This is a genomic window from Micromonospora sp. AMSO1212t (assembly GCF_008868145.1).
Taxonomy (GTDB): Bacteria; Actinomycetota; Actinomycetes; order Mycobacteriales; family Micromonosporaceae; genus Micromonospora; species Micromonospora tulbaghiae.
Map to the genome: position 1 here is coordinate 60,839 of NZ_WBKS01000002.1, position 16,869 is coordinate 77,707.

Genomic DNA, 16,869 nt, shown 5'->3' on the forward strand with positions numbered 1-16,869 from the left:
CACGAGGAGCGACACCCGACATGCGCAAGCCTCCCCGGCTCTACTTCTCGTTCCGCAGCCCGCGTAGCTGGCTGGCCGTGCGGCAGCTCACCGAACGCTGGCCGGATGCCCCGGACGTGGTCACCTTCGTGCCGCACTGGGTGCCCGACGACACCATGCGGACCGCGCTGGCCGAGGCGGACGCGAGCTTCCTGGACACGCCGGTCAGCCGAGCCAAGCACACCTACCTGCTGGTCGGCGCCGAGCGGCTGGCCCAGCGGTTCGGATACCGGATGGTGTGGCCGACGGAGGTGGACGTCGACTGGTCCATCCCGCACATGGCCTGGCTCTACGCCCGGGAGCACCAGCGCGGGTGGCAGTTCTATCAGGCGATGGTCTCGGCCCGCTGGGAACGCGGCGAGAACATCAGCGACCCGGCGGTGGTGGCCGCCGCGGCGATCGAGGCGGGCGTCGACCCGGCCGGGGCGAACGCCGCGGCCTGCGATCCGGCGACGCGGGCCGAGGCCGTGGCGGCGCTGGCCGGCGCCTACCAGGACGACATCTTCGCGGTTCCGTACTTCGTCGTCGGGCGGCACCGGTTCTGGGGCCTGGAGCGGATCGACGGGTTCCTCGACGCCGCGCTGGCCGCGGGGGTACGTGGGTGACCCTGTCGCCGGTCGTCGAGCGGCCTCCCGCGCGCGGTGGCCGCACCGTCGTGCTCGGCACGGTCTCCTCGGACGCGCACACGTGGAACCTGGTCTACCTCCAGCTGCTGCTGGAGGAGGCCGGCCATCGGGTGATCAACCTCGGTGCCTGTGTGCCGGCGGAGCTGTTCGCCACCGCGTGCCGCACCCACCGGCCGGACCTGGCGGTCGTCTCCAGCGTCAACGGGCACGGCTGCACCGACGGCAAGCGGCTCGCCGCCGTCCTGCGTGCCGACCCGGAGCTGGCCGGCCTGCCCCTGGTCATCGGCGGCAAGCTCGGCGTCGACGGGAAGCTGGGCCCGGCGCAGGTCGCCGAGCTCTTCGCGGCCGGCTACACCGCCGTGTTCCACGACGGCGCGGACCGGGACCGGTTCCTGGAGTACCTCGGTCGGGCCGAACTGACGACCACCGGGCGGCCCGGATGAACGAGGCCGGTGCGGTCGTGGCGCCGGGCCCGTTCGCCGCGGCCGTCGCCGCCGCGCGGGCCCGCGGCGCGCTCGTCGTGCAGCCCCGGATGGGCTTCGGCGACCCCGCCACGATGCGGGCCGGACTGGACGCTGTGGCCCGGGCGCCGGCCACGACGGTGGCCACCCTGACCCTCGACAGCTACACCCGGCTGGGTGACCACGAGGCGGCCGAACGCGCCCTGGCCGAGGGCGCGCCGCTCAACGGGTACCCGATCGTGGCGCACCCGCCGGACGTGACCCGCCGGGTGCTCGACGGTGCGCGCCGGCACGGCGTACCGGTGCAGGTCCGGCACGGCTCGGCGCTGCCCGAGGACATCTTCGCCGCGCTGTTGCGCACCGGCGTGGACGCCACCGAGGGCGGCCCGGTCTCCTACTGCCTGCCGTACAGCCGGGTGCCGCTGCGCGAGGCGGTGCGCAGCTGGGCGCGCTGCTGCGCCCGCTTCGCCCGGATGCGCGACGCCGGTGTGGAGCCGCACCTGGAGAGCTTCGGCGGCTGTCTGCTCGGGCAACTCTGCCCGCCCAGCCTGCTGGTGGCCGTGACGGTGCTCGAGGGCATGTTCTTCCGGCAGCACGGGCTGCGGAGCCTGTCACTCAGCTACGCCCAGCAGACGTGCGCCGAACAGGACGAGGAGGCGCTGGCGGCGCTGCACCGGCTGACCGGCGAGCTGCTGCCCGGACTGGACACCCATGTGGTGCTGTACACCTACATGGGGGTGTATCCGCGCACGCGGCCGGGTGCGCTGCGGCTGCTCGGGGCGGCCGCGCGTCTCGCCGTACGAGGTGGAGCGGCGCGGTTGATCGTCAAGACCCCGGCCGAGGCGCACCGCATCCCCACCGTCGAGGAGAACGTCGCGGCGCTCGTGCACGCCGCCCGGGTGGCCGCGGCCGAGCCGCCGGCACGGCCGAGCGTCGCCGACACCGGCATCTACGCCGAGGCGCGCACGCTTGTCGAAGCGGTGCTGGAACTCGACCCGGACGTGGGTCTCGCGCTCTGCCGGGCCTTCGAGCGGGGCGTGCTCGACATCCCGTACTGCCTGCACCCGGACAACGCCGGCCAGGCCCGGGGCTATCTCACCGACCGGGGCCGGCTGGTCTGGGCCCGGCCGGGCCGCATGCCGGTACGCGTGGACCGGCGCGGCGGCGGCGGGGAGATGACAAGTGAGCGGCTGCTCACCGCGCTGTCGCACGTGGCCGCCCGCTACGACGAGGAGGCGGCGTCGGCGGTCGGGCGCGACGGCGTCCGGGAGCTGGCGGGCTGACGGTCGGGGCCGTCGTACCGGACGTGTGTCCGGTACGACGGCCCCGGTGGCGCTGATCAGCTCACCGCCACCGGATCGGGCCGCACCGCCGGATCGTCGGCCTCCTCGGTGACCTCACCGTGCGGAAGCGTGGGCAACCAGGACAGCCAGTTGGGCAGGTACCAGGCGCGGGCGCCGAGCAGCTTCATCGTGGCCGGCAGCAGGACCGCGCGCACCACTGTGGCGTCGATGAGGATGGCCACCGCCAGCCCAACGCCCATCTGCTTGAAGCTCAGCAGCGACATGGTCGCGAACACCGCGAACACCGCCACCATGATCAGGGCCGCGCTGGTGATGACCCCGGCGGAGGACCGGATCCCGGCGCTGACCGCCTGCTCGGTGGTCATCCCGCTGTCGTACGCCTCGCGGATCCGGCTGAGGATGAAGACCTGGTAGTCCATGGACAACCCGAACAGGATGACGAACAGGAACAGCGGCAGCCAGTTGACGATGGGGCCCGGCGTGAAACCGAGCAGGTCCGCGCCGTGGCCGTGCTGGAACACCAGCACCAGTACCCCGTAGGCGGCGGCCACCGAGAGCAGGTTCAGCACGATCGCCTGGATCGCCAGGGTGATCGAGCGGAAGCTGGCCAGCAGCAGGAGGAACGCGAACACCAGCACGAACGCCAGCACCAGTGGTGCGGTGCGGGCCATCTGCCGGTTGAAGTCGACGGTGGCGGCCATGTTGCCGGTGACGTACGCGCGCGCCCCGGGCTGCGCGCCCACCGTCTCGGGAATGATCCGTTCCCGCAGGGCCGCCACCGCCGCGCGGCCCTGGTCGCCGTAGCCGATGCTGAGCTGGACCGTGGCCACTGTTCCGGCCGGGTTGACCTGCACGCTCACGGGTTCGTGCGCCACACCGGTGGACAGGGCCTGCCCCTTGAGGCGCTCGATGGCGTCCCGCATCTCCGGGCTGGACACGTCATTCGCCCGGACCGCGACAGTGGCCGGCTCGTTGCCACCCGGGAAGGCCCTGTCGATCGCCTTGAACGTAGCCGCGATCGGATAGTCGCCCTGGAGGTCGTCGATGCCGGGCTGGCCGAGCCGGATGCCGATGACGGGCGCCGCCAGCGCCACGAGCACGCCGGCGGTGACGAGGGTGGCGGTCCATGGACGGCGCAGTACCGCGGTGAGGACGGCGTTCCACGCCCGGCCGCCTCCGGCACGGCCGCCGAGGCGGCGGGGCCAGGTGACCCGTCCCCGGGTCGCCACCCGGACGATGCCGTGGATCACCCGGGCGTCAACCGCGTCGCCGAACACCGCGAGCGTCGCGGGCAACACGGTCACCGAGGCCACCATGGCCGTGAGCACGACCAGGATCGTTCCCTGGGCGAAGCCCATGAACACGCCGTGATCGGTGAGGAACATGCCGGCCATCGCGACGATCACCGTGACGCCGGAGATGAGCACGGCCCGGCCGGAGGTGGCCGCGGCGATCTCCAGCGCGTGTTCCCTGGACCGGCCGCGGGCTCGCTCCTCCCGTTCCCGCCGGACGTAGAACAGGGAGTAGTCGACGCCCACGGCCAGCCCGATCAGCAGCATCAGGTTGGTGGTGGTGTCGGCGACGTGCAGCACCTTGCTGGCCAGGGCCAGCAGGCCGGTGGCGGCGAAGAACGCCGTCATGGACACGCCGAGCGGGATGAGCGTGGGCAGCAGGGTGCCGAAGGCGATCAGCAGGATGATCGCGGTGATCGGCAGTGACAGGGCCTCCGCTCGCCGGAAGTCGTCGTTGACCGCCTCCCCGGCCAGCCGCTGTGCGCTGGCGGCGCCCGCCTGCTCCACCCGCAGCCCGGGGTGACGGTCCTGTACGTCCGCGACCGCGTCCAGGACCGGCTGGACCCGCTCGTCGGCGCTGTCACCGGCCCCGGTCATGTCGAACAGCACCAGCGCGGTCGTGCCGTCCGCGGTGCGCGGGGCCGGTGCCGTCCCGTCGTACGGGGTTGTCACACGCGTGGCCTGACCGGTGGCCTCGACGGCGCTGCGGATCTCCTGCACCGTCTGGCGGAACTCCGGGCTGTCCACGGTGACGCCGCGGTCACGGGCCTGTACGAGCACCATCTCGCGGGCCACGTCGGGAAAGCCCGCCTCGTCGATGATCTGCTGGGCTCGGCGCGAGTCACCGTTCTGGCCCTCGTAGCTCTGCATCGGCGTGGTGCCCACCGCGTTGCCGACCACCGTGGCGAGCACCACGAAGGACAGCCAGATCAGGATCGCCCACCACCGGTGACGCGCGCTCCACCCGCCCAGGCGCGCCGCCACACTTCTTTTCCGCCGGGCTCCTACCGTGGTCAATGTCGGTCCTCCGCCATCCTGGACGGTGCCGTGCCTGCCGGCGCGGCCGTCGATCGGTTCGCGGCTCGTCGTCGAGCCTTCACCACGACTGAATCAGCGGGACCTCGAAGCAGCCTCGATGCCGCCCTCGTGCCTGGGCGGCGGCGCACCACCCGATCGAGGACGGGGGCGACCGGCCGAGGGCGGGCGGTACGTCAGCCGGGCGGCGTGCGCGCAAGCGCGGCCGCCGGCAGGATCCGGCACAGTGCCTCCAGCGCGGGCCCGTATCCGTACTCGGAGGGGGTGGCGTAGCCGACCACGAGGCCGTCGAGGGCGGGCATCGTCGAGGCCGGGTGGCGGAAGCCGGCCAGCCCGTCGAGCGCGATCGACTGCCGGGCCGCGGCCGCGACCACCTGGCGCTCGGTTCCCGGCGGCAGGCGCAGCACGGCGTGCAGTCCGGCGGCGACACCGGTCGGGGTGACGTGCGGGGCGTGGGCGGCGAGCGTGGCGACGAGGCGGTCGCGGCGCGCGCGATAACGCTGCCGCATCCGGCGGACGTGCCTGTCGTACCGGCCGGAGTCGAGGAAGTCGGCGAGCGTGAGCTGGTCCGTCACACCCGCCCACGCCTCCCGTTCGCCCTTGGCGGCCAGCACCGGGCCCACGAGCCGCTCGGGCAGCACCATCCAGCCCAGACGCAGCGCGGGGGAGAGGCTCTTGCTCACCGAGCCGAGGTAGACGACCCGCTCCGGGTCCAGGCCCTGGACGGCACCGACGGGCTCCCGGTCGTACCGGAACTCGCCGTCGTAGTCGTCCTCCAGGACCAGCGCGTCGCGGGCCTCCGCCCACCGCACCGCCGCGAGACGCCGCCGGGGATGCAGGGGCCCGCCGGTGGGGAACTGGTGCGCGGGCGTGAGCAGCGCCGTCCGTACCCCGGCGAGGCGGGTCAGCTCGTCGGTGCGGGCGCCGTCCGCGTCGATCGTGAGCGCGACGGTACGGACGCCTGCCGCCGCCAGGACCGCGCGGTGGAACGGGAGGCCGTAGGACTCCACGGCCAGCGGGCCGCGCAGGACCCGGCCGCCGAAGAGCAGGCGCAGCGCGTGCGCGAACCCGGAGCACACCACGATCCGCTCCGGGGTGGCGCGGACACCCCGTGCCCGCGCAAGGTACCCGGCCAGTGCCCGGCGCAGCTCCGGGCGGCCCTGCGGATCACCTGGCCCGAACGCCTCGTTCGGCGCGGCGTTCAGGGCGCGGCGTGCGGACGCCAGCCAGGCGGCGCGGGGGAAGGAGGCGGCGTCCGGTTGCCCCTGCCGCAGCTGGTGCACGGCCGGGGCCGGACGTGTGGGCGTCTGCCTCGGCACGCGGGCGGCTCGGACGGGCTCGGTGCGCGGCGCCACCCGCGTACCCGCGCCCTGGCGGGCGACCAGCCATCCCTCGGCCACCAGTTCGGCGTACGCGGCGGCGACTGTGTTGCGGGCCAGGCCGAGGTCGGCGGCGAGGGAACGGTACGGCGGCAGGAGGGCGCCGGCGGGCAGTCGCCCGTCCCGGACGGCCTCCCGCAGGGCGGAGGTGAGTGCGGACCGGCGGCCGCCGGCCCGGGACAGTTCCAGGTGCAGGTCACTGCCGAGCCGCTGCGCCGGATTGGCCCACGAATCCACCATGCGAATGCACCCTAGTCCGGGCCTTTTCCGGCCCTACGGTGGGTTCATGGACACGATCACGAACGCCCCGCACCCGCTGCGCTCCGCCGTCCGGGGCCGGGTCCTGCTGCCGGGGGACGCCGGGTTCGACGTGGCCGGCCGGGCCTGGAACCTGGCCGTCGAGCAGTCACCGGCGGCGGTGGTCGAGGCCGCCGACGCAAACGACGTCGTCGCGCTCGTCCGGTACGCCCGCTCGGCCGGACTGAGCATCGCCGTGCAGCCCAACGGGCACGGCGCCACCGGCCGTGCCGACGGGGCGATAGTGCTGCGCACGGGCCGGCTGGACACCGTGGAGATCGACCCGGACACCCGCCGGGCCCGGATCGGCGCGGGTGTGCCGTCCGGCCGGCTCCAGGCCGCCGCGGCGCCGTACGGGCTCACCGGTCTGCCCGGCAGTTCCCCGGTGGTCAGCGTGACCGGGGTGGCGCTCGGCGGCGGGTTGAGCTGGTTCGGCCGCGCGTACGGCTGGGTGTCCGACGCCGTCACGACGTTCGACGTCGTGGACGCCGAGGCGCGGCACCGGCGCGTCACCGCCGAGACCGACCCCGACCTGTTCTGGGCGCTGCGCGGCGGTGGCGGTGACTTCGCGATCGTCACCGCGCTCGAACTCGCGCTGCATCCCGCGCCGTGCCTGTTCGGCGGGCGGATGCTGTGGGCGGCGGCGCACGCCCGGGACGTGCTGGGTGCGTTCCGGCGGATCACCGCCACCGCGCCCGACGAGCTGACCGTGTGGATGGACCTGCTGCACTTCCCCGGCGCCGATCCGACGGTGGCCCTCGACGTCACCTACCTCGGCGAGGAGAGCGGGGCGCGGGACCTGCTCGCGCCGCTGGACGTGTTGCCCCCGCCGGTCTCCGACAGCAGGCGGATCATGCCGGTCACCGAACTCGGCGGCATCACCGCCGAACCCACCGACCCCAGCCCGGGTGTCTCCCGGGCCGAGCTGCTGACCCGCCTCGATGACGACGCGGCCGAGGCGTTGCTGGCCGACCCGATCGCCCCGTTGCTGAGCGTGCAGCTCCGGCACCTGGGCGGTGCCCTCGCACGGGCCTCGGACAGCCCGCACGGCCCGCTCACCGAGCCGTACGCGCTCTATCTGTTCGGCGTCCCCACCGACCCGGCGGCCGTCACGGCGCGGCAGCGGGACCTAGCCGGCGCCCTGCCGGTCAGCGGGCGCAAGCCGGTGACGTTCCTCAACCGGGACGAGACGGTGGCCGACGCGTTCACCCCTGCCGTCCTCGACCGGCTCCGGGCGGTCAAGCGCCGCCACGACCCGGACGGGCTCGTCCGATCCAACTTCCCGGTGGCCGGCTGACGTTCCGGGGCGCGGCCCGGTCAGGCCGGCGGGCACGCGCGGCAGCCCGGCAGTCCCCCGCTCAGCGGACCTTCTTCGTCGGCCGTTTACGAGGCGGCGTCAACGACTCGGCGATCGCCGAGATCGCGGACGGCACCAGGCGGTAGTACGCCCACACACCCCGCCTCTCACGCTTGAGCAGGCCGGCCCCGGTGAGGATCCGAAGGTGATGGCTGACGGTCGGCTGGGAGAGACCGAGCGGCGCGGTGAGGTCGCTGACGGACGCCTCGCCCTCCGGAGCGGACTGGATCAGGCTGAGCAGGCGCAACCGGGCCGGGTCGGCGAACGCCTTCGGACTCCCGTGAGCCGTTCGGCATCGGCACGCTTGATCGGCTCGCCGGCAAGCGGCGAGATGGCAGGGGTGGAGGTTTTCGCAGTTCCACGCTTGCATCGTTGCACCAACGGCGGCCGCCGGCCCGTGCGACCAGGAGCGGATCACCGTCAGTTGCACGCCGGGAGCTGCCGACCGCCGTCCGGCCGCGGAACAGTCAGGGCGGATGTCAGGCGCTGCGGCGCAGTTCGGCGAGCAGCCGTTCCACCCGGGTGCGGATCTCGTCCCGGATGGGGCGTACCGCGTCGAGACCCTTGCCTGCGGGGTCTTCGAGCTTCCAGTCCTCGTACCGCTTGCCCGGGAAGACGGGGCAGGCGTCACCGCAGCCCATGGTGACGATGACGTCCGAGGACTCCGCCGTCTCGTACCGCAGGAGCTTGGGGGTCTGGTCGGTGATGTCGATGCCGGCCTCCCGCATGGCCGCGACGGCGGCAGGGTTGACCTCGCCGGCGGGTGCGCTGCCGGCGGAGCGGACCTCGACGGTGTCGCCGGCGAGGTGGCGCAGCCACCCGGCGGCCATCTGGGAACGGCCGGCGTTGTGCACGCAGACGAACAGGACGCTGGGCTTGTCGCTCATCGGGTCTCCCTGCTTCCGGTGGTCGCCGCGCGGCGTGCCGCGGCGCAGTCGAGGCGTCTCATGGCCGGGTTCCCGGCGCGGGGAACAGGCGGGCGCGGGCCCACAGCGACACGTAGACCAGGCCGACGAGGACCGGGACCTCGATCAGTGGGCCGACGACGCCGGCCAGGGCCTGGCCGGAGGCGATCCCGAAGGTGCCGATCGCGACCGCGATGGCCAGTTCGAAGTTGTTGCCCGCCGCGGTGAACGCCAGGGTGGTGGTGCGTTCGTAGTTCAGGCCGACGGCCCGGCCGAGCAGGTAGGAGCCGGCCCACATGAGGGCGAAGTAGGCCAGCAGCGGCAGGGCGATGCGGGCCACGTCGACCGGTCGGCCGGTGATGGCCTCGCCCTGCAGAGCGAACAGGACGACGATGGTGAACAGCAGTCCGTACAGGGCGACGGGTCCGATCCTGGGCAGGAATCGCTGCTCGTACCAGTCGCGGCCCTTGGCGCGTTCGCCGAGGCGGCGGGAGAGGTAGCCGGCGAGCAGTGGGATGCCGAGGAAGACGAGCACGTTGCCGGCGATGTCCCAGCCGGAGACCTCCAGCGCGGCGCCGTCCAGACCCAGCCAGCCGGGCAGTACCGACAGGTAGAACCAGCCGAGCAGGCCGAAGGCGAGGACCTGGAACACCGAGTTGACGGCGACGAGGACCGCCGCTGCCTCCCGGTCGCCGCAGGCCAGGTCGTTCCAGATGATGACCATCGCGATGCAGCGGGCCAGACCGACGATGATCAGACCGGTGCGGTACTCCGGCTGGTCGGCCAGGAACACCCAGGCCAGGGCGAACATGACGGCGGGACCGACGATCCAGTTGAGGATCAGCGACGAGACCAGGAGACGCCGGTCACCGGTGACCGTGTCGAGGCGGTCGTAGCGGACCTTGGCCAGTACCGGATACATCATGATCAGCAGGCCGAGAGCGATGGGCAGGGAGATGCCACCGACCTCGAGGGCGTCGAGAGCGTCGTCCAGTCCGGGAACGATCCGGCCGAGCAGCAGGCCGGCGACCATGGCCAGGCCGATCCAGACCGGCAGGAACCGGTCGAGGCGCGACAGGCGGGCCACCACCGGTGGGGCGTGGTCGGCTCTGGTGGCGGTGCTCATGGGCGTCTCCCGTGGGTCGTCGGCGCCGGCGCGTGCGCGTCGGGTGAGGTCGCCGCGGTGTGCGGGGCGACGCGGTCGACGCGGTCGGCGAGGTCGGCGTAGGCCGCCTCGAACGCTTCGTCGGTGTCGACGCGGGCCGGGTCCGGCACGGACCAGTGCAGGCGGGGGCGGACCGGCCCGGTGAGCTCCTCGTGGGCGTTGTCGCAGACCGCGATGACCAGGTCGTCGTCCCGGACGATGTCGTCGACGTGTGCGGTGCCGGCCGGGTCGAGGTCGAGGGCGTGGCGGTGGGCCACGGCGACCGCGCGTGGATGGACCCGGGGCGCCGGCCTGGTGCCGGCGGACGCGGCGTCGCCGTTGGTGCGTCGCTTCCACAGCGCCGCGGCCAGTTGCGAGCGGGCGGAGTTGTGGGTGCAGACGAAGACGACCCGATGCGCAGCCGCCAGCGGCGGCGGCGCGAGAGCGGAGAGGGCGGCCGGTCGGAGTCGCAGGTAGGTGCGCCGCCGGTCGCCCTCCGACCGGCCCCGGACGACGAGGCCGGCGTCGGTGAGGACCTTGACGTGGTGGGCGACCAGGTTCGTCGGCATGTCCAGGGCGTGGGCGATCTCCCCGGGGGAGGCGTCGCCCAGGGTGAGCGCGTCCACGATGGCCAGGCGGGCCGGATCGCCCAGCGCGGCGTGGATCCGCGCACGCTCGACCAGGGAATAATGCTCAATGTCCATTGACTCAATCATTGCTGAGTAATCCGGGAGCGTCAAGCCGGCATCGAGCGGATCGAAGCGCAGGGCGCCGCGCGGCGGTCTACCGCTGCGTCGCGGCGGTCGGCTCGATCGACAGCAGGCCGGCGAGCTGGCGCAGGATCTGGGGCCGCGCCCGGTAGTAGACCCAGGTGCCGCGCCGCTCGGCGTCCACCAGGCCCGCCTCGCGCAGGGTCTTGAGGTGGTGGGAGATCGTCGGCCCGGTCAGGTCGAACGCCGGCGTCAGGTCGCACACGCAGGCCTCGCCGCCGTCGGCGGAGGCGATCATCGACATCAGCTGCAGCCGTACCGGATCGCCGAGGGCCTTGAACGCGGGTGCCAGCACCGCGGCCGTCTCGGCCGGGACCCGGCGCTGCGCCAGCGGGGGGCAGCACGGCGCGTCGGCGTTGAGGTCGACGAGTGGGATCGGCGCCTGGTGCTTCGGCATGCCTCTAGGTTGACATCTATCTAATCAGCGTGCAAATCTCTGTTTAGACAGGCATCTAGACAGGGTGCCCCGAGGAAATGAGGCTCGCCATGTTCGGCTTCCCGCGTCGTCGGCCGTCAGTCCTGGCGGGAGTCCGGTTCTGCGACTCCTGTGCCCGGGTGTCCACTCCCGCGCAGCGGATCGACCGCCTCCACGACCGCGCCCGCACCGCCGCCTACGCGCTGACCGCTCCCCGCTGAGAAGGGGCCACCGCCCTGCGGGGCACCCGTTCCCGCTCCTGCTACGCTCCGATCGTTAATCGGCGATGGACGATAGAGGGAGTGATGGTGGGCGACCTCCTCGACCGCGGCACCGCGCAGACCTACGCCTCGTGGTTCCGGGCACTCGCGGACCCGACGCGGGTGCAGCTCGTGGAGTACCTGGCCCGCCACGCCCGGCCGATGAGCGTGGGGGAGATCGTCGCCGCCGTCGGGCTCGCCCAGTCCACCGTCTCCCAGCACCTGAAGATCCTCACCGAGGTGCGGTTCGTGCTCGTCGAGCCGGTCGGCACCGCACGCCACTACCGCATCAACGACGCCTGTGTCGGATGCTTCCCGTCCGCCGCCGACGTCGTCATGGGCCGCCCGGCTCCCGATCCGGTCGGAGCCTGCTGACGGCCGGCCGCGCCGTCACCTGATCCCGGTCCGTGCCGTCCGCGCGGCACCACCGCACCTCCTTGATTCGACAATTCTCAATACAGAGGAGTTCCCGATGAGTGTCCTGGACGAGTTGCCCGTCGTGGTGATCGGCGCGGGCCCGGTGGGTCTGGCCGCCGCCGCCCACCTGCGCGAGCGTGACCTGCCCTTCCTCGTCCTGGAGGCCGGCGACACCGCCGGCGCGGCGGTGCGGCAGTGGGGGCACGTGCGGGTGTTCTCCCCGTGGCGGTACAACGCCGACCCGGCCGCCCGCCGGCTACTCGACGACACCGGCTGGATCGCCCCGGCCGAGGACGCCCTGCCCACCGGCGCCGAGCTGGTCACCGACTACCTCCAGCCCCTCGCGGACCTGCCGCAGCTCAAGCCCCACCTGCGCTACGGCGCGCGGGTGGAGGCGATCAGCCGGCTCGGCCTGGACCGGCTGCGCACCGCCGGCCGCGGACAGACGCCGTTCCTGATTCGCCTCGCCGACGGCGACGAACTGCTGGCCCGCGCCGTCATCGACGCCTCCGGCACCTGGGGCACCCCCAACGTCCTCGGCGCCTCCGGCCTGCCCGCCCGGGGCGAGAAGGACGCGGCGGCGTTCCTCGAACACGCACTGCCCGACGTGCTCGGCGCCGACCGGCGTCGCTTCGCCGGCCGGCGCACCCTCGTCGTCGGCGCCGGCCACTCCGCCGCGAACACCCTGCTCTCACTGGCCGAGCTGGCCACCGCCGAGCCCGGCACCGAGGTGATCTGGGCGATCCGCTCGGCCAGCCCGGCCCGCACCTACGGCGGCGGAGACGCCGACGCCCTGCCCGCCCGCGGCGCGCTCGGCGCCCGGCTGCGCGACCACGTCGACGCCGGCCGCATCCGGCTGCTCACCGGCTTCTCCGTGCACGCCCTCACCCCGGCCGAGGGCCGGGTCGCCGTGGTCGTGCGTCACGCCGACGGTAGCGATGAGCAGATGGTCGTCGACCGGATCGTCGCCGCCACCGGATTCCGCCCCGACCACTCGATCGCGGCCGAGCTGCGCCTGGACCTCGACCCGGTCATGGGCGCCACCCGCGCCCTCGCCCCGCTGATCGACCCGAACGAGCACTCCTGCGGCACCGTTCCCCCGCACGGCGCCGCCGAACTCGCACATCCGGAGGTCGGCTACTACGCCGTCGGCATGAAGAGCTACGGCCGCGCGCCGACGTTCCTCATGGCCACCGGCTACGAGCAGGTCCGCTCCGTCGTCGCCGCTCTTGCCGGCGACTGGGACGCCGCCCGCGACGTCCAGCTCGACCTGCCCGAAACCGGCGTCTGCAACAGCAACCCCGCCGACTCCACCGGCACCGACGGCTGCTGCGGCCCCGACCCGGCCGCCCAGCCGGCCGCACAGGGGCTGACGACCGGAATCTCCGGGGGCCTGCTCTCCGCACCGCTCAACCTGGTCAGCCTCGACACCCCGGCGGGAGGCCAGACCGGCGGCTGCTGCACCAGCTGATGACCACCACGACGGCGCCCGCCGGCCTCACGGCCGGCGGGCGTCACGGGTGGCGCGTCGTCGCGGCCCTCGCCGTCACCAGCACTATCGGGTACGGCACCCTCTACTACGCCTACGCGGTCCTCCTCGGCCCCATGGCCGCCGGCCTCGGCGCCTCCACCACCGCCGTCACCGGCGCGCTCACCGCCAGCGTCCTCGCCGGCGCGCTGATGGCCATCCCCGTCGGCAGGTGGCTCGACCGGCACGGCGGACGAACCCTCATGACTGCCGGCTCGATCGCCGCCGCCGCCCTCCTGATCGCCTGGTCCCAGGTCCGAACGGTCGGGCAGCTCTACGTCGTCATGGTCGGCATCGGCATCGCCGGTGCGATGGTCCTCTACGAACCCGCTTTCGCCGTCGTCATCTCCTGGTTCGCCCCCGACAGACGCCCCGCCGCGCTGCTCGCGATCACCGTCGTGGCGGGGTTCGCCAGCACCATCTTCATGCCGCTCACCGGCGTACTGGCCGCCCACCTCGGCTGGCGCGGCGCGCTCCTCGTTCTTGCCGCCGTCCACGGCACGGTGACCATCCCCCTGCACGCCCTCGCCGTCCGCACACCGCCGCACCTCGCCCCCGCCACCCTCGCGGCGTCACCTGTCGTCCCGCGACAAGCGGCGGCCCGCGCCGCGATGCGCGACAGGCGGTTCTGGATCCTCGCCGCAGCCCTCGTCGCCCACGGCGCCGCGACCGGCACCATCGGCGTCCACCTCGTCGGCTACCTGACCAGCCGCGGCCACCCCGCGACCTTCGCCGCCGCCGTCGCCGGTCTCCTCGGCGTCCTGTCGGTCGCCGGACGACTCGTCCTCACCGGCGCCCGTCGCCGCCTCCCGATCACCGCCGTCGTCGCCACGGTCTTCGCCGTCCAGGCCGCCGCGGTCCTCGCCATGCCGTTCACCGCGGGAAGCCGGGTGGGCGCCGTCGTCACCGTCACAGGATTCGGCCTCGGCTTCGGCATCGCCAGCCTCGCCACCCCCGCGATCCTCGCCGACCGCTACGGAACCGCCGCCTACGCCACCATCGCCGGGCGACTCACCGCCCCCGTCACCACCGCCAAAGCCGCCGCACCCCTTCTTGCCGCCGTGCTTCTGGCGTACGGCGGCTACCACCTCCTGCTCGCCGCGGTCACCACGGCCTGCCTTCTCGCCGCCGCCGCGATGCGCTCCGTCGGGAGCGGCAGGCCCTAGGCGAGCAGCGTCCGCAGCGCCTCGGCCAGGCCGGCGCCGGCGGTGACCGGGCGGGCGAAGGGCAGCCGGGTGTCGGTGTGGCCGTCCGGCCGCTGCGCGCGCAGCACGATGCCCTCGGCGTCCAGCGCGACCGGGACGACGCGCGCCGAAGCGGCGGGGTCGACGAGCGTGCCGAGCCGGTCGAGGACGTCGCGGTGGCAGCGCGTCAGGTGCGCGAGGTGGGCGGCCTCGTCGACGGCGATCGGATCCGGCCGGGCCGCGCGGTACGCGCCGAGGTCCACCGAGACGGGATCGGCGGTCCGGTCGAGGACGACCTCGTCCGGCGCGATCGCCCACAGCGCCACCGGGGGCAGGTCGAGCAGCGACATCACGGTGGCCGGATCGCAGGAGTCGAGGGCGGCCGGGTCGAACCGGCGGGCGGTGCCGAGGATCCGCAGCCGGGCGCGTACCCGGGAGCGCACGGCGACCGGGGCGAGGTGGGTCACGTCGAGGCGTACCGCACCGGTGTGGCCGCGCGCGGCGACCAGCAGGCCGCCGGTGCGGCTCATCGCGTCGACAGCGAGGACGACCGTGCCGTCAGGAAGGACGGCGTGGGCGGAGAGGAGGTCGGCGGTGGTGTCGCCGAGCGTTAGCCGCAGTGAGGAGGCGGCGGTCAGTACGCACCGGGCGGCGACGGCGTCGCGGGGCGTGGGGGTGCCCGTACCGCCCGCCGACGGCCCTGCGGCGACCGGGACGACACCGGCCGCCGGGGCCGGACGCCCCGCGGGGTGCAACACCATGTCTGTCTCCTCGGCCGGGAAGGGTGAAGTCGGCCCAGGTCAGACGGTAGTAGGTAAGGCTTACCTGTGCAACGGCGGGTCGAGTGCCGAAGACGCGGCACGGGTCACGACGGTGACCGTCGTGACCCGTGCGGGCGTGCTGTCCGGTTTGTCAGGCGGGCTGGTAGGTGAGGCAGTCGCTGACCGTGGCGCCCGGACCGACCGTGATCGACTCGGCGGTGCAGGCGAGGTTGGTGTTGTACACGCACTCGGCCCGCGCGCACGCGCCCACCGCGCCGGTGACCTCCTTCATCCCGCCGCTGAGCGACGACTCGACGAAGGTCGCGCAGGAGGCCGCGTCGGCGGTCGCCGCCACGGTGATCGCGGGGGCGTGACAGCCGCTGTCGTTGAAGCTGCACGCGGTGGCGGCGCATTCACGTACCGGCGGAGACTGCAACAGGGTCTTCATGGTGCCTCCAAGTCATGCGGGCCGGCGGACGCGAACGGCCGGCCTCGTGGTGCTCGAATGCCATCTGGTATTTGCCGTGCGGCCGGTCCTCAAACCCGTCGGCCGCCAGTGCGGATCATGCTCACCTTAACAACGGAATGCGGGTTTCGCGGCCGTTAGTCGCTGTTTCCGCGCGGAATCCCGAACGACGAAGATAAGGCTTGCCTTGGTTAGGTGAGTCTTTCTTTACCCGCTGCCGGCGCGAAAGTGGATGCGTGATTTCCACCGGCCGGACCGCGGCTCATCTGCGGTTATGCTTGCTGCCCACCGGCCGGATACCCGGCGGTCGCGGTGGAATGGGTGAGCGCGTGACGACCGTGTGTCGCGAAACGGCCGGCACCATTGCGGCCCGCGCCTAAATGCCGGCCGGGAAATCGGCGATCGACGGGGATTCGCGACCGGCCCGGCGGCGGAATGCGAATCCGGAGACGGTGGGCGCGGGCGCCGCGTACGCGACGGCATCCGGGCCGGTGTCACCGGTCGGCGCGGCCGTGGCACCCTGAGCGGACCGTGGGCCCGGTGCGGGCCCGGCGTATCCGGGCGGAGGCGGCGTGATCGAGGGATGGCACGGCTGGTTCGGCACGATCAACGGGCTCGTGCTGCTCACGGTGGCCGCGTTGCCGGCGGCCGCGCTCGTGGTGTGGCTCCTGGCCGGCAGGCGCGGCGGCACGCGGCCGGCGTGGCGGAGGTCGCTGGCCGAGGTGGGCATCGTCTACGGGACCGTGCCGTGGGTCTGGATGATCATGCTGCCGGGGGACGGCGCCGGCGTGGTCCCCGGCCGGGTGAGCCTGGTGCCGCTGCGGGACCTGCTCACCGTCCTCGCGAGCGGGCCGCTGACGGTGACGGTCCAGATCGTCGGCAACCTGCTGGTGTTCGCAGCGCTCGGGTTCTTCGCCCCGCTGCGGTTCGCGGCGCTGGCGTCGGTGCCGCGGATCCTGGCGCTCGCGGCCGGCTGCTCGGCCGTGGTCGAGATCGCGCAGTACGTCCTGCGGCTGGACCGGGTGTCCTCCGTGGACGACGTCCTGCTCAACACCGCCGGCGCCGGGCTGGCCGCGCTGGCGTCGCGCCGCTGGTGGCGCGAGCCGGCCGAGGTGTCACCGGCCGCCACCGGTCCGGCGCCGGTTCGCTGAGCGGGGCGCGGCCCGGGTTGCGCGGACGGCACGATGGGCCGGGCCTGCCGGCCCGGCCCATCGCGTGCGTCAGGTCGA

Annotated in this window: 17 protein-coding genes and 1 pseudogene; 9 read left to right on the top strand and 9 right to left on the bottom strand. The window is 73.6% G+C overall.

What is annotated here, in order from left to right:
• Window positions 1-20 precede the first annotated feature (20 nt).
• The 3 genes from F8279_RS00790 to F8279_RS00800 are packed head-to-tail and all read left to right on the top strand — an operon-like array spanning window position 21 to window position 2,409.
• Window positions 21-644, top strand: coding sequence for a DsbA family protein (locus F8279_RS00790; RefSeq protein WP_151498779.1), 624 nt, complete (start codon window positions 21-23; stop codon window positions 642-644).
• The gene (locus F8279_RS00795; RefSeq protein ID WP_225853066.1) at window positions 641-1,108 is read left to right on the top strand and encodes a cobalamin B12-binding domain-containing protein; all 468 of its coding nucleotides are present in this window, start codon (window positions 641-643) and stop codon (window positions 1,106-1,108) included. Before F8279_RS00790 ends, F8279_RS00795 begins: the two co-directional genes overlap by 4 nt.
• On the top strand, window positions 1,105-2,409 hold the full coding sequence (locus tag F8279_RS00800; RefSeq protein WP_091416784.1) for a methylaspartate mutase: 1,305 nt from the start codon (window positions 1,105-1,107) through the stop codon (window positions 2,407-2,409). Before F8279_RS00795 ends, F8279_RS00800 begins: the two co-directional genes overlap by 4 nt.
• A gap of 56 nt (window positions 2,410-2,465) precedes the next feature.
• On the opposite strand, the gene F8279_RS00805 is transcribed toward F8279_RS00800, so the two are convergent.
• Window positions 2,466-4,706: an MMPL family transporter gene (locus tag F8279_RS00805; protein ID WP_225853067.1), complete on the bottom strand. Its 2,241-nt coding sequence runs from the start codon at window positions 4,704-4,706 to the stop codon at window positions 2,466-2,468.
• 227 nt (window positions 4,707-4,933) lie between these two features.
• Window positions 4,934-6,376: a PLP-dependent aminotransferase family protein gene (locus F8279_RS00810; protein ID WP_151498781.1), complete on the bottom strand. Its 1,443-nt coding sequence runs from the start codon at window positions 6,374-6,376 to the stop codon at window positions 4,934-4,936.
• A gap of 46 nt (window positions 6,377-6,422) precedes the next feature.
• On the opposite strand from F8279_RS00810, the gene F8279_RS00815 reads away from it, so the two are divergent.
• On the top strand, window positions 6,423-7,730 hold the full coding sequence (locus tag F8279_RS00815) for an FAD-binding oxidoreductase (RefSeq protein WP_151498782.1): 1,308 nt from the start codon (window positions 6,423-6,425) through the stop codon (window positions 7,728-7,730).
• Between the two features lie 61 nt (window positions 7,731-7,791).
• Here the strand turns inward: F8279_RS00815 and F8279_RS00820 are convergent.
• The 5 genes and pseudogenes from F8279_RS00820 to F8279_RS00840 form a co-directional block, all read right to left on the bottom strand.
• Window positions 7,792-8,168: pseudogene (locus tag F8279_RS00820) on the bottom strand (ArsR/SmtB family transcription factor).
• 101 nt (window positions 8,169-8,269) lie between these two features.
• Window positions 8,270-8,677: an arsenate reductase ArsC gene (locus F8279_RS00825; RefSeq protein ID WP_151498783.1), complete on the bottom strand. Its 408-nt coding sequence runs from the start codon at window positions 8,675-8,677 to the stop codon at window positions 8,270-8,272.
• A 58-nt stretch (window positions 8,678-8,735) separates the two neighbouring features.
• Window positions 8,736-9,821 (bottom strand): ACR3 family arsenite efflux transporter, encoded by a 1,086-nt coding sequence (gene arsB / locus F8279_RS00830; RefSeq protein WP_151498784.1) that lies wholly within the window; start codon window positions 9,819-9,821, stop codon window positions 8,736-8,738.
• On the bottom strand, window positions 9,818-10,543 hold the full coding sequence (locus tag F8279_RS00835) for a helix-turn-helix domain-containing protein (protein ID WP_151498785.1): 726 nt from the start codon (window positions 10,541-10,543) through the stop codon (window positions 9,818-9,820). The genes arsB and F8279_RS00835 overlap by 4 nt, the downstream gene beginning before the upstream one ends.
• A 79-nt stretch (window positions 10,544-10,622) precedes the next feature.
• Entirely contained in the window at window positions 10,623-11,006 is a 384-nt protein-coding gene (locus F8279_RS00840) for a metalloregulator ArsR/SmtB family transcription factor (protein ID WP_151498786.1), read from the bottom strand.
• Window positions 11,007-11,083: 77 nt separating this feature from the next.
• Between F8279_RS00840 and F8279_RS30140 the strand changes: the two genes are divergently transcribed.
• The 4 genes from F8279_RS30140 (at window position 11,084) to F8279_RS00855 (ending at window position 14,395) form a co-directional block, all read left to right on the top strand.
• Complete coding sequence (locus F8279_RS30140; RefSeq protein WP_175438665.1) at window positions 11,084-11,245, top strand: hypothetical protein; 162 nt, start codon at window positions 11,084-11,086, stop codon at window positions 11,243-11,245.
• 84 nt (window positions 11,246-11,329) lie between these two features.
• Window positions 11,330-11,659 carry a metalloregulator ArsR/SmtB family transcription factor gene (locus F8279_RS00845; RefSeq protein ID WP_091416818.1) on the top strand — a complete coding sequence of 110 codons (330 nt, stop codon included), beginning with the start codon at window positions 11,330-11,332 and terminating at the stop codon, window positions 11,657-11,659.
• A gap of 97 nt (window positions 11,660-11,756) precedes the next feature.
• Window positions 11,757-13,172 carry an FAD-dependent oxidoreductase gene (locus tag F8279_RS00850; RefSeq protein ID WP_091416822.1) on the top strand — a complete coding sequence of 472 codons (1,416 nt, stop codon included), beginning with the start codon at window positions 11,757-11,759 and terminating at the stop codon, window positions 13,170-13,172.
• Window positions 13,172-14,395: an MFS transporter gene (locus tag F8279_RS00855; RefSeq protein ID WP_151498787.1), complete on the top strand. Its 1,224-nt coding sequence runs from the start codon at window positions 13,172-13,174 to the stop codon at window positions 14,393-14,395. The genes F8279_RS00850 and F8279_RS00855 overlap by 1 nt, the downstream gene beginning before the upstream one ends.
• Here F8279_RS00855 and F8279_RS00860 read toward each other — a convergent pair.
• Both F8279_RS00860 and F8279_RS00865 read right to left on the bottom strand, forming a co-directional pair.
• Window positions 14,392-15,174: a DUF2470 domain-containing protein gene (locus F8279_RS00860; RefSeq protein ID WP_151498788.1), complete on the bottom strand. Its 783-nt coding sequence runs from the start codon at window positions 15,172-15,174 to the stop codon at window positions 14,392-14,394. The two genes, F8279_RS00855 and F8279_RS00860, sit on opposite strands and share 4 nt — an antisense overlap.
• A 151-nt stretch (window positions 15,175-15,325) precedes the next feature.
• Window positions 15,326-15,622, bottom strand: a complete 297-nt coding sequence (locus tag F8279_RS00865) for a DUF1540 domain-containing protein (protein ID WP_091416833.1) — start codon at window positions 15,620-15,622, stop codon at window positions 15,326-15,328.
• Window positions 15,623-16,212: 590 nt separating this feature from the next.
• On the opposite strand from F8279_RS00865, the gene F8279_RS00870 reads away from it, so the two are divergent.
• Window positions 16,213-16,791, top strand: a complete 579-nt coding sequence (locus F8279_RS00870) for a VanZ family protein (protein ID WP_151498789.1) — start codon at window positions 16,213-16,215, stop codon at window positions 16,789-16,791.
• Window positions 16,792-16,869 lie beyond the last annotated feature (78 nt).

Coding starts and splice junctions, on each gene's coding strand:
- F8279_RS00860 (WP_151498788.1), bottom strand. CDS start 15,174: ATGGTGTTGCACCCCGCGGGGCGTCCGGCCCCGGCGGCCGGTGTCGTC.
- F8279_RS00815 (WP_151498782.1), top strand. CDS start 6,423: ATGGACACGATCACGAACGCCCCGCACCCGCTGCGCTCCGCCGTCCGG.
- F8279_RS00840 (WP_151498786.1), bottom strand. CDS start 11,006: ATGCCGAAGCACCAGGCGCCGATCCCACTCGTCGACCTCAACGCCGAC.
- F8279_RS00800 (WP_091416784.1), top strand. CDS start 1,105: ATGAACGAGGCCGGTGCGGTCGTGGCGCCGGGCCCGTTCGCCGCGGCC.
- F8279_RS00845 (WP_091416818.1), top strand. CDS start 11,330: ATGGTGGGCGACCTCCTCGACCGCGGCACCGCGCAGACCTACGCCTCG.
- F8279_RS00835 (WP_151498785.1), bottom strand. CDS start 10,543: ATGGACATTGAGCATTATTCCCTGGTCGAGCGTGCGCGGATCCACGCC.
- F8279_RS00855 (WP_151498787.1), top strand. CDS start 13,172: ATGACCACCACGACGGCGCCCGCCGGCCTCACGGCCGGCGGGCGTCAC.
- F8279_RS00790 (WP_151498779.1), top strand. CDS start 21: ATGCGCAAGCCTCCCCGGCTCTACTTCTCGTTCCGCAGCCCGCGTAGC.
- F8279_RS30140 (WP_175438665.1), top strand. CDS start 11,084: ATGAGGCTCGCCATGTTCGGCTTCCCGCGTCGTCGGCCGTCAGTCCTG.
- F8279_RS00810 (WP_151498781.1), bottom strand. CDS start 6,376: ATGGTGGATTCGTGGGCCAATCCGGCGCAGCGGCTCGGCAGTGACCTG.
- arsB (WP_151498784.1), bottom strand. CDS start 9,821: ATGAGCACCGCCACCAGAGCCGACCACGCCCCACCGGTGGTGGCCCGC.
- F8279_RS00825 (WP_151498783.1), bottom strand. CDS start 8,677: ATGAGCGACAAGCCCAGCGTCCTGTTCGTCTGCGTGCACAACGCCGGC.
- F8279_RS00850 (WP_091416822.1), top strand. CDS start 11,757: ATGAGTGTCCTGGACGAGTTGCCCGTCGTGGTGATCGGCGCGGGCCCG.
- F8279_RS00865 (WP_091416833.1), bottom strand. CDS start 15,622: ATGAAGACCCTGTTGCAGTCTCCGCCGGTACGTGAATGCGCCGCCACC.